This window comes from Nonomuraea sp. NPDC050783, assembly GCF_040802095.1.
Taxonomy (GTDB): domain Bacteria; phylum Actinomycetota; class Actinomycetes; order Streptosporangiales; family Streptosporangiaceae; genus Nonomuraea.
Map to the genome: position 1 here is coordinate 484,730 of NZ_JBFAHK010000003.1, position 10,114 is coordinate 494,843.

Sequence of the window (10,114 nt, forward strand, 5' to 3'; positions counted from 1 at the left end):
TCGAACACGTTCCGACAGCGGTCGCCCCTGACGGCGGGCGGCCGCGAGCTGCGGTGCCGGGGCTTCGTCACGAAACCGTGCTTTGACAAGTCGGAAATTTTGGCTTTTCGATGAATGAAAGTGAGCGAAGTCGGGGGAATCTGAAGGTTTCAGTAGGAGGAACCTCCCATGGACCAACGGTCGCCGTCGCCCCGCCCCACCCCAGTCCCGCCCCGCGCCCTGCCGCCCCGTGCCGTCCCGCCCCGCGCCCTGCCGCCGCTGTCGCGCCGTTCCCTCTTCCTCGGAGCCGCCGCGTTCGGCGTGCCCGCCGTTCTGGCCGGATGCGGTTCCGGCCAGGACGCCCCCGCCACCGGCGGCTCGTCCTCCGGCGGCCTCGGGACGGTGACCTTCGGCTCGAACGCCTCCGACGAGGTCCCGAAGAAGTCCCTGGAAGCCCAGGTCAAGACGTTCACGCAGGCCACGGTCAAGATCAACACTGTGGACCACAACACGTTCCAGGAGAACATCAACCGCTACCTCAGGGGCACGCCGGACGACGTGTTCTCCTGGTTCGCGGGCTACCGCATGCAGTTCTTCGCCGAGCAGGGCCTCGCGCTCGACGTCTCCGACGTGTGGCGCGAGATCGGCGGCGACTACACGAAGGCGTTCAGGGACCAGTCGACCGGTGTGGACGGCAAGCAGTACTTCGTCCCGTCCACCTACTACCCGTGGGCGGTCTTCTACCGCAAGAGCGTCTGGCAGGAGAAGGGCTACCAGCCGCCGAGGACGCTGGACGAGTTCACCGCGCTGGCCAGGAAGATGAAGGCCGACGGGCTGATCCCGATCGCCTTCGCCGACAAGGACGGCTGGCCGGCCATGGGCACGTTCGACATCCTCAACATGCGCACGAACGGCTACGACTTCCACATCCAGCTCATGCAGGGCAAGCAGTCGTGGACCGACCCGAAGGTCCGGCAGGTGTTCGACACCTGGCGGGGGCTGATGGAGTACCACCAGCCGGCGGCGCTGGGCCGCACCTGGCAGGAGGCCGCGCAGTCGCTGGCGCAGAAGAAGACCGGGATGTACCTGCTCGGCATGTTCGTCGCCCAGCAGTTCCCCGAGGCCGACCGCGACGACCTCGACTTCTTCACCTTCCCCGAGATCAACCCGGCCTTCGGCACCGACTCGATCGACGCCCCCATCGACGGCTACATGATCTCGGCCAAGGCCAGGAACGTGGACGGCGCCAAGGCGCTGCTGAAGCACCTGGCCCAGGCCGCCTCCCAGAACATCGCCACCAAGCTGGACCCAGGCACGCTGGCCTCCAACTCCAAGGCCGACACCTCCGGCTACAGCGCCCTGCAGAAGCGCGGCGCGGAGCTGGTATCGCAGGCCACGCACATCGCCCAGTTCCTCGACCGCGACACGCGCCCCGACTTCGCCTCCACCGTGATGATCCCGTCGCTGCAGTCGTTCGTCGGCAAACCGGACGAGATCGACTCGTTACTGGCCGGCATCGAGAAGCAGAAGGCCACCATCTTCCGCTGATGGCCGTCAAGACCCGTCGCTACTCCGCCCGCGACGTGACCATCCTGGTCGCCGGGCTGGGGGTGGCCATCGTCGTCAACGTGGGCCTCGTCTGGGGGCCCACGCTGGCCAGCATCGGCCTGTCGGCCACCGACTGGAACGGCATCGGCCCGATCGAGTGGATCGGCGGCCGGAACTACCACGATCTGGCCACCACGTACCCGCCGTTCTGGTCGGCCGTCCGCAACAACGTGTTGTGGCTGGGCTTCCTCGGGCTGATCGCCACGCCGTTCGGGCTGTTCTGCGCGGTGCTGCTGGACCGGCGACTGCGGATGTCGCGCTTCTACCAGAGCGCGCTCTACATGCCGGTCGTGCTGTCGCTGGCCGTCGTGGGGTTCATCGCCCAGCTCGTCCTGTCCTCCGACTACGGCGTGCTCAACGCGGTGACCGGGCTGCACGTGGACTGGCTCGGCGACCGGGCCGTCAACATCTGGGTGGTGATGGTCGCGGCGGGCTGGCGGCACGTCGGCTACGTCATGATCATCTACCTGGCCGGGCTCAAGGCCGTCGATCCGGCGCTGAAGGAGGCGGCGGCCATCGACGGCGCCGACGAGCGGCAGACGTTCTTCCGGGTGGTCTTCCCGACGCTGCGGCCGGTCAACGTGATCGTGCTGGTGATCACGGTGATCGAGGCGCTGCGGGCCTTCGACATCGTCTACGCCATCAACAAGGGCAGGAACGGGCTGGAGCTGCTGTCGGTGCTGGTCACCGAGAACATCGTGGGCGAGGCGAGCCGGATCGGGTTCGGCTCGGCGATCGCGGTGATCCTGCTGGCGATCTCGCTGGGGTTCATCGTGACGTACCTGTCGCAGCTCTTCCGCGGGGAGGAGCGATGACGGCCGGCACGGCCCCGCCCCGGGCACGGGCGCGGGTACGACCGCTGCGGGTGCTGCTGCACGCGTTCCTCGCGCTGGTGGCGCTGGGGTGGCTGCTGCCGCTCGCCCTGGCGGTGTACGCGTCGCTGCGGCCGTACGACGAGACCGCCCGCCTCGGCTACCTCTCGCTGCCCGAGCACCTGACGCTCGACTACTACGGCGAGGCGTGGAGCCAGGCCGAGCTGCCCCGCTACTACCTCAACACGCTGATCATCGTGGCTCCCGCGCTGGTGGTCACGCTGCTGCTGGCCTCGTTCACGGCGTTCGCGATCGCGCGGCTGCGCATCCCCGGCCGCCGGGCGCTGCTGATCGTGTTCACCGCCGGCAACCTGCTGCCGCCGCAGGTGCTCATCACCCCGCTCTACACCCTCTACACGCTGATCCCGCTGCCGGCCTGGCTGTCGGACTCGCAGTCGCTGTACGACTCCTACCTGGGGCTGATCCTCATCCACGTGGCGTTCCAGTTCGGCTTCTGCGTCTTCGTGCTGGCCAACTTCATGCGCACGATCCCGGAGGAGATCACCGAGGCGGCGCTGGTGGACGGGGCCGGGGTGTGGAAACGCTACTGGCGGCTGACGCTGCCGCTGTGCCGGCCGGTGCTGGCGGCGCTGGCCACGCTGCAGTTCACCTGGATGTACAACGACTTCCTGTGGGCGCTGGTGCTGATGTCCTCGGGCGACAAGCTGCCCGTGACCTCGGCGCTGAACAACCTGCGCGGCCAGTTCTTCACCGACTACAACCTGCTGGCCGCCGGGGCGGTGCTGGTGGCGCTGCCGACGCTGGTCGTCTTCCAGCTCCTGCACAAGCAGTTCGTGGCCGGGCTGACGCTGGGCGCGACGAAGGGGTAACCGCCGGAGGAGGGCGAGCCGATCAGAAGAAGGCACGGTCAGAAGAAGGCACGGTCAGAGGAGGGCACGGTCAGAGGAGGGCACGGTCAGAGGAGGGCACGGAAGCGGGCGGCCACCTGGTCCCACGTCCATGCGCGGGTGATCCAGTCGCGGCCGCTCGCGCCCATCTTGCGCGCCTTGTCCGGGTCGGTCAGCAGCTCGATGACGGCCTGGGCGATGTCGCCGGGGCTCTCGCCGTCCACCAGCAGGCCGGTCTCGCCGGGACGGACGGCGTCCGGCGCGCCGCCCGACGCCCCGGCGATCACGGGCAGCCCCGTGGCCGACGCCTCCAGGAACACGATACCGAGCCCTTCGACGTCCACGCCGTTCCAGCGGGTGCGGCACGGCATCGCGAACACGTCGGCGGCGGCGTAGTAGCCCGGCAGGCTCGCCGCCGGGACGGTCCCGGTGAAGCGGATGGAGGGGTGCCCGCCGGCCAGCCGCTCCAGCTTCTTCCGGTACGGGCCGCCGCCCACGAGCAGCAGGACGGCGTCGGGCACCGCCCGCAGCACCCGGGGCCAGGCCCTGATGAGCTGGTCCTGGCCCTTGCGCGGCACCAGCCGCGACACGCAGGCCACCACCGGGCGGCCCGCCAGCTCCGGCTCGGCCGGGGGAACGCCGGGATGGAACTGCCCGGCGTCCACGCCCGGGGCCAGCCGGACCAGCTTGCCCGGCGCGACGGCGGCCTCCAGGCGGCGGCGGGTGTAGTCGCCGAGGTAGGTCACCACGTCCGCGTGCTCGCCGATCCTGCGCAGCACGGCGCGGAAGCCCGGCGCGCTCGCCCACGACGCCTCGTGGCCGTGGGTGAGCATCACCACCCGCCGCGCGCCGGCCCGGCGCAGGTGCGGCGCGAGCAGGCCGAGCGGCGCCGCCGCCCCGAAGACGACGGTCCGCGCGCCGTGCTCGGCCACCAGCCGGGCGGCGCGGCGCGCCACGTCGGGGGTCGGCAGCATGAGCCGGGTCGGGTGCCGCACCACCGGGTACGGCTGGCGCCGGTCGAACTCCTCGCACCCCGGCCAGGCCGGGGCGTAGACCGCCACGCCCGGCGTGCGGAGCGCGAGCCCGTGCACGAACGACTGGATCCCGCCCGGCCTGGGCGGGAAGTCGTTGGTGACGACGACCACCCTGGCCGCCGCCCCCGTGTCGGTCTCCGCGCCTGCCGCCGCGCCGGTCGCGACACGGGGCACGGCACGGGTCACGGCACGGGTCACGGCACGGTTCACGGCACGGGTCACGGCACGGGGACGCCGTTCAGTCTCGCCCACGAGCGGGCCATGGCGATGCGCTCGGGACCGGAGGGATGAGAGGCATAGAGCACATATTCCACCGCATCCGGCGACAAGTCGGAAATATTTACCGCAGCCAGGTGTTTCTGCATGGCCACGAACGTCGCCGGATCCCTGGTCAGCTCCAGCGAGTGGAAGTCGGCCCTGGCCTCGATGCGCCGGCTGACCACGTTCTGGGCGGGGCCGAAGAGCAGGGAGCCCAGGCTCATCAGGCCCATGACCACCCCGACCGCGCGCGGGTCGGCGATCGAGGTGACGCCGGTGCGGCGGCGTACCGGGCCGAAGACCAGGAACAGCAGGACCGCCCCCAGCGCCGAGCCCAGCCCGCCGATGAGCGTGCCGTACAGGACGTCGTCGCGCTTGGCGTGGCCCAGCTCGTGCGCGACCACCAGCTCCACCTCCGGCTGGGGAGCCCGCAGCAGCGTGTCGAAGACGACGATGCGGCGGGTGGCCCCGAAGCCGGAGACGTAGGCGTTGAGCGCGGTCGTGCGGCGCGAGGCGTCGGCCACCAGCACGTCCTCGACCGGGACGCCGTCCCGCTCGGCCATGGCCAGCAGGTTCGTGCGCAGGGACCCCTCGCGCATGGGCGTGAAGTCGTTGAACATCGGCTCGAACACCACGGGGTAGACGAACGAGGCCGCCACCGTCAGCATGAACGCCCCCACCGCCGCCGGGATCCACCAGCGCCGGAGCCTGCGCGCCAGCGCCACCAGGACGACCAGCATCAGGGCGAGCAGGAACGTCTCCACCCCCGCGTTCTTGAGCCGGTCGCCGGTCCACGACGCCCAGCCCTGGGTGGACAGGCCGTACTCGCGCATGACCGTCTCGAACCACATGCCGAGAGGCCAGCGGATCGCCTCGGTGACCGCGACGACGACCACCACGCCCAGGATCACCCGCAGCCACCACGGGCCGCGCAGCCAGGCCGTCAGCCGGGCGCCGAGCGGGGTGGCGACCAGGAGGGCCGCGAGGAGGACCGACAGGGCCAGCGCGATGTAGCTCGGCAGGCTCGTCGCGGCGTCGAACGCCTGCGAGCGGGCGATCTCGGCGGCCCTGAAGTCGCGGGCCGGGTCGGGCGGGCCCGTGTCCAGCAGGTGCCAGGGGGTGCTGAACGCGACCACCGCCAGGATGACGGCGGCCAGCGCAGCCAGGGCGAGCGCGGCCTGGCGGCGCAGCCGGGCATCGCCGGGCAGGTGGCGCGGGCCGGCCTTCTCGTCGTACGCGGGACCGCCGCTGACCGCCCGGTCCCCGCTCCCGTCCGTCCGCCGCCCTTCTCCGGCGGCTCCCTCACCCGGCTCCCCGCTCTCAGCCCGCTCCCCGCCTTCAGCAGTTCGTTCTCCGCCCCCGGCCCGATCGCTGCCCACGGCCCGATTGTCGCCCTCGGCCCGGTCACCCTCGGCCGGGTCGCCCTGCTCGGCCCGGTCGCCGTCCTGGGTGGGTTGTGCGGTCCGGGCTCGGTCGCCGGTCACGGTGGGTTGCTCGGTCCCGGCCCTTTCGCCGGTCCCAGCGGGTTCCGCGCCGGAGGGCCCGTCCGTGCTGGAGGGCCGTTTCGCGTCGGCTGCGGGCAGCACGCCGGGTTGGAGGCGGTCGCCGGGGCGGAGGTGGTCGCCCGGTCGGGGGTCGCCGCCGAACCCGGGGGCGTCGCCGGGCCCTTGGTGGTCGTCGTCCTTCGTCGCGGCCATGGTTCCACCATGACCCTGTTCCAGGCCGTCCGCCCGGTCACCGCCGGCGGGCGTGCCCGCCTCGGGCGCGGAGTCGTCCGTCTCCTGCCGTTCGCTCATCTGCCTCCCCCTCCTACGCGAGCTGCTCTCGCATGTACGCGCGCCACCGTGCCGTCAGCGTGGCCGCGGAGAGCCCCAGCGAGGCGAGCGCCCGATGGACGCCGACCACCTGGGCCGCACGGTAGAGCCGTACCAGGGTCCCCTCACCGAGCCGGTCAGCGATGAATCGACACGCCAGCCAGGCCTCCTGGTACGCCCGCGCGAGCCGCGCCGGGTCCCGCCCGTCCGCCGCGAAAGCCGCAGGTCCGGGCAATTCGCTGGGCAGGCGTCCGGCTCGCACCTCATCGGCCAGCTCGGCGGCGGCGACCCGTACGGGCAGTCCCGAGTCGCGGTAGCCGACGTAGTCGGCGAACCCCTCGTAGAGCCAGACCGGCAGCCGGTCGGTGCCGGCGGCGACGTGGGTGAGCTCGTGGGCGAGCACGACGTCCCTGCCGGTGGGGTTGAGCCGGGCGAAGACCTCGGGGACGACGATCACCCGGTCGCCGTCGGCCAGGGCGGCCAGGCCGTCGATCGGGCCCGTACCGGCCAGCCGGGCCGCCTCGGCGGCGGAGCGCGGGACGACGATCAGCGGACGCACCGGCCCGCCGAGGACGTCGGCGACCCGGAGGGCGGCGGTGTCGGCCCGGCGCGCCAGCTCGCCGAGCGTGGCGGGCGGCGTCCCGTGCCCGACGACCACGGCCCGCGCTCCCCTGACGGTGACGGACTCCCCCGGCCAGAGGCCGCGCGCTCCGGGGACCGGCGAGGAGGGGCCGGTGAGAGGGGCGTCCGCGGCCGGGGCGAGGGCGGTGGCGAGGAGCAGGAGGGCGGTCACCGCACCCCGTCGGCTCACCTGCTCGGACACGATGCCCGATAGTAGTAGTCGCGCCGGGCGAAGACAGAGGCGAAGACAGAGGGGACGAAGACAAAGGGGACGAAGACGGGCGGCCCCGCCACGGTCCCTTCCGGGGCCGTGGCGGGGCCGCTGTCACGCGCCGGGACGGGCCGCGCCCACGAACGACGACCTGCGCCATCCGCTCAGCTTGTCGATGCGTACCCGCTCGCCCGTCCTGGGCGAGTGGATCATCTTGCCCTTGCCGACGTACATGCCGACGTGGCCGAGACCGCTGAAGAACATCAGGTCACCCGGCTTGAGCCTCTTCCAGGAGACCTTCGTCCTGATACGGGCGAACTGGCTGCTCGCCACGCGCGGGAGCCTCACCCCGGCCTTCTTCCAGGCGTACTGGACGAGTCCGGAGCAGTCGAACGAGCCGGGCCCGGTGCCGCCGTAGCGGTACGGGTCACCGATCTGCTTCTTGGCCACGGCGACGGCCTTGAAGGCCCTCGCTTTCTGCCGAGCGGCCCTGGCGGTCCTCGCCGACCTCACCTTGGCCTTCGCCGACCTGGCGGCGGTGCCGGCCCTGGCCACGGAGGTCGTGGTGGCGGTGGTGGTGGTGACGGTGGAGGCCGCGGCCGAGCCGCTCGTCGTCGCCGCCTGAGCCGCTGGGGCATGGAGGATCGTCCCTCCGGCCGTCACGGTCATCGTGAGCGCCGCGCCACTCAGGGCAAGGCGGGACAGACGGGGGTTCTGCGGGGAGGTAGACAGGATTTCTCCTTGGAGCTTCCACGAACGCCTACCGGGTTAGCTGACGGATTCGGGCCTGGAAGTAGCCCTACGGCGCGATACGCGCCGATTCACCCCTGATCCCGGGGACGGGATCGGTGGTTCCCCGGCTCCGTGCTCCTGGCTGCACGGATTCGGCAGGTCGCCGCCCGTTGAGGTTGTTCGCATGGGGACGTACGGGCGCGACCGGCGGATTGGTATCTGGCACACATCGGGGGGACCGATGGAGGTTCGCGGCGACATGGCGTGCCGTCGCGACGCCAGAAGTTACGCCGAAAGGTCACGGATCGGCAAAGGGAACGGCAGGTTGTAAAGATCAGAAAGGAAGTCCAGTCAGGATCGAAACCCCTGCTGGAACACCAGACGCTGTTACCCGAATGTGACCCTGCTCACAATTCGCGGCACAGCCCGGTGTAAGGTCCCATTCGTCACTTTTGTCACACCTTTCTCGCCTTCATCCGGAACCCCGTCGCCGCGAGGGCGCCGGCGGCGAGCCGGTCACGCTCGATGCGCCACAGCTCCTCGACGACCTTGGTGTGACCGTTCACGACCTTTCCGCCGATATATCGGGTTATGTACGGTTCACGGCGCAGGCTGACCACCTCGAACCGCTCGCCGAGCGCCGTCAGCATGTCCGCCGCCGGATGATGGTCGTGGTGCGCCGCGCGCCACCGCCCAGCCGGATCGCCACCCTCCCGCGGGAAGTCCGCCACGCCGGCGGCGGCCAGCAACGATCCGGCATCGTAGAACCAGGCGGCGGTGGCCGCGTCCGCCCAGTCCCACGCGAACTCGTCCACCAGCAACGTCCCGCCCGGTATCAGCAGGTCGTACGCGTGGTCGAGTGCCGCGCCGAGCGGGTGCATGTGGTGCAGCGAGAGCGACATGACGATCACTTCGTACGATCCGCCGTCGTAGAAGGGCGCGCCGTCGCGGACGGTCAGGTCGGCACGCAGGGCGGGCACCCCGGCCGCGCGGGCCGCCGCCACGGCCTCCGCCGCGCTGTCGATCGCGGTGACCTCGTGGCCGCGCCGGATGAGTGCCGCGGCCAGCTCGCCACGCCCGCAACCGGCGTCCAGGACGCGTTGCGGGCCCGGCGGCAGCTCCTCGTCGAGCCATGCCTGCTGGTGGTTGTCCAGGTTCTCCATGCGTCGAGCATGCGGGTTCGCTCCCATGCGCACCACTGCGGGTCTGGCATGGAACCCATAAGCTGGGCGCATGGTTGATCTGTGGTCGTTGCGGGTTCTGGTGGAGGTCGGCAGGCTCGGCTCGTTCTCGGCGGCGGCCGAGGAGCTGTCCATGACGCAGCCGGCCGTGTCCCGGCAGATCGCCACGCTGGAGCGGCGTGCGGGGGTGCGGCTGTTCGAGCGGCTGCCGCGCGGCGTCCGGGCGACCGACGCCGGACGGGCGGCGCTGGAGCAGGCCGGGGAGGTGCTGCGCGGGGTGCGGCTGTTCGAGACCCGGATGCGGGCCTTCGCGACGGCCGAGGCGGGACGGGTGCGGGTGTCGGCGTTCCCGAGCGCGGTGACGACGTACCTGCCGGAGCGCTTCCGCGCGTTCACCGCCAGGCATCCCGGGGTGGAGCTGTCGCTGACCGTGCGCTCCGGCGAGCACGACCCGTGCGAGGCCGTGCTGGAAGGCACCGCCGACCTCGCACTGCTCACCTCCTGGGACATGGCGGACACCCCGGGCGTCACCCTGACCCCGCTGCACGAGGACGAGCTCCTGGTCGCCCTGCCGGCCGCGCACCCGCTGGCGTCGGCGGGCGGGCGGGTGCGGCTGCGGGAGCTGGCCGGGGAGCCCTGGATCGACGGCACGCATCCCGACTGCCTCGGGCCGCTCGCCCCGCTGGCGGCGGCGCTGGGCGGGCCGCCGCGCATCAGCCACGTCTGCGACGACTGGAACGGCCGGCAAGGGCTGGTGGCGGCCGGGGTGGGGGTCATGCTCTATCCGTCGATCGCGGGATACGGCGCCGCGCGGTCCGACATCCGGCTCCTGCGCCCCGTGCCGGCCCTCCCCCGCCGCACCGTCCTCGCCGCCACCCTCCCCCCGACCGACCGCCCCCCGGCCGTCTCCACCTTCCTCACCACCCTGCGCTCCGCCTGACAGTGCTTTGCCGGCT

General features: G+C 71.8%; 10 protein-coding genes and 1 riboswitch. Of the genes, 5 read left to right on the forward strand and 5 right to left on the reverse strand.

What is annotated here, in order from left to right; genetic code table 11:
- The first annotated feature begins 168 nt into the window (after positions 1 to 168).
- The 3 genes from AB0H75_RS10370 to AB0H75_RS10380 are packed head-to-tail and all read left to right on the forward strand — an operon-like array spanning position 169 to position 3,289.
- Positions 169 to 1,527, forward strand: a complete 1,359-nt coding sequence (locus AB0H75_RS10370; RefSeq protein ID WP_367793629.1) for an ABC transporter substrate-binding protein — start codon at positions 169 to 171, stop codon at positions 1,525 to 1,527.
- Positions 1,527 to 2,402 carry a carbohydrate ABC transporter permease gene (locus AB0H75_RS10375; protein ID WP_367793631.1) on the forward strand — a complete coding sequence of 292 codons (876 nt, stop codon included), beginning with the start codon at positions 1,527 to 1,529 and terminating at the stop codon, positions 2,400 to 2,402. Before AB0H75_RS10370 ends, AB0H75_RS10375 begins: the two co-directional genes overlap by 1 nt.
- Entirely contained in the window at positions 2,399 to 3,289 is an 891-nt protein-coding gene (locus AB0H75_RS10380; RefSeq protein WP_367793634.1) for a carbohydrate ABC transporter permease, read from the forward strand. The genes AB0H75_RS10375 and AB0H75_RS10380 overlap by 4 nt, the downstream gene beginning before the upstream one ends.
- An 86-nt stretch (positions 3,290 to 3,375) precedes the next feature.
- On the opposite strand, the gene AB0H75_RS10385 is transcribed toward AB0H75_RS10380, so the two are convergent.
- The 4 genes from AB0H75_RS10385 to AB0H75_RS10400 all read right to left on the reverse strand — a co-directional run bounded on the left by AB0H75_RS10385 (position 3,376) and on the right by AB0H75_RS10400 (position 7,695).
- Entirely contained in the window at positions 3,376 to 4,452 is a 1,077-nt protein-coding gene (locus tag AB0H75_RS10385) for a glycosyltransferase family 4 protein (protein WP_367794222.1), read from the reverse strand.
- A gap of 107 nt (positions 4,453 to 4,559) precedes the next feature.
- A complete protein-coding gene (locus AB0H75_RS10390; protein ID WP_367793637.1) occupies positions 4,560 to 6,395 on the reverse strand; it encodes a M48 family metalloprotease in 1,836 nt (611 codons plus the stop codon).
- A 13-nt stretch (positions 6,396 to 6,408) separates the two neighbouring features.
- Positions 6,409 to 7,236 carry a hypothetical protein gene (locus tag AB0H75_RS10395; protein ID WP_367793639.1) on the reverse strand — a complete coding sequence of 276 codons (828 nt, stop codon included), beginning with the start codon at positions 7,234 to 7,236 and terminating at the stop codon, positions 6,409 to 6,411.
- A gap of 123 nt (positions 7,237 to 7,359) precedes the next feature.
- Entirely contained in the window at positions 7,360 to 7,695 is a 336-nt protein-coding gene (locus AB0H75_RS10400) for a C40 family peptidase (RefSeq protein ID WP_367793642.1), read from the reverse strand.
- A 10-nt stretch (positions 7,696 to 7,705) separates the two neighbouring features.
- Between AB0H75_RS10400 and AB0H75_RS10405 the strand changes: the two genes are divergently transcribed.
- A complete protein-coding gene (locus AB0H75_RS10405) occupies positions 7,706 to 7,870 on the forward strand; it encodes a hypothetical protein (protein WP_367793645.1) in 165 nt (54 codons plus the stop codon).
- A 117-nt stretch (positions 7,871 to 7,987) separates the two neighbouring features.
- A riboswitch (cyclic di-AMP (ydaO/yuaA leader) is annotated at positions 7,988 to 8,145 on the reverse strand.
- Positions 8,146 to 8,432: 287 nt separating this feature from the next.
- On the opposite strand, the gene AB0H75_RS10410 is transcribed toward AB0H75_RS10405, so the two are convergent.
- Positions 8,433 to 9,140, reverse strand: a complete 708-nt coding sequence (locus tag AB0H75_RS10410) for a class I SAM-dependent methyltransferase (RefSeq protein ID WP_367793648.1) — start codon at positions 9,138 to 9,140, stop codon at positions 8,433 to 8,435.
- A gap of 70 nt (positions 9,141 to 9,210) precedes the next feature.
- Here AB0H75_RS10410 and AB0H75_RS10415 point away from each other — a divergent pair, with 70 nt between their 5' ends.
- Complete coding sequence (locus tag AB0H75_RS10415) at positions 9,211 to 10,098, forward strand: LysR family transcriptional regulator (RefSeq protein ID WP_367793651.1); 888 nt, start codon at positions 9,211 to 9,213, stop codon at positions 10,096 to 10,098.
- The last annotated feature ends 16 nt before the right edge of the window (positions 10,099 to 10,114 follow it).